The organism is Nioella sediminis, from assembly GCF_001879695.1.
In the GTDB taxonomy this organism is placed as follows: domain Bacteria; phylum Pseudomonadota; class Alphaproteobacteria; order Rhodobacterales; family Rhodobacteraceae; genus Nioella; species Nioella sediminis.
Window position 1 is genome coordinate 1 of the sequence record NZ_MNBL01000151.1, and the last position, 567, is coordinate 567.

The following is a 567-nucleotide window of genomic DNA, read 5'->3' on the forward strand; positions in this document are numbered from 1 at the left end:
ACAGGGCTTCGGTGAAACTCTAAACGGTTTGACTCGTTTGAGTGCTTGATGCCCTATTCAGGTCAGCAAAAAATTGACGCATGGTTTCGGGACGGGGGTTTCACAAATGCCAAACTATACGACGTCTGAATACGTTTACTTTCTATCCAGCAGTCCGGTGAGCGCGAACAGTTTCACTTATGGCAGTTCTGTCGATCAGATAGGCGACATAGAATTCGTTGACGATGACAATTCTGGAACAGCAAGTGCCGGGGATACCTGGGGTGACCCTTCGATCACTTATTCAGGCTATACTGTCACGGTCGGTGGCGAAGATTTTGCGGTGTTTCAGCAGGATGACGGAGTAGGCGGATACGTTTACTACATTCCGCATGACGGGCAGATTTCAGCGACCGATTTCACAAGCCCGATTTCGTTGACTCCAAATGCGAATGCCACTGTTGTGAACTGTTTTCTTGAAGGAACACAGGTCGCATCTGATTCTGGCTCGGTCACTGTGGAAACGCTGAAGATCATGGATAAGGTCGAAAACGAGGACGGGGTTCCTGTTCCCGTCAAATGGATCGG

At 49.2% G+C, this 567-nt stretch carries 1 protein-coding gene; it reads left to right on the forward strand.

The annotated features are described in order from the left end of the window. Positions 1-106: 106 nt before the first annotated feature. Positions 107-567: Hint domain-containing protein (locus BKY26_RS20085; protein ID WP_193600206.1), on the forward strand; the 461-nt coding region annotated here is incomplete at its 3' end.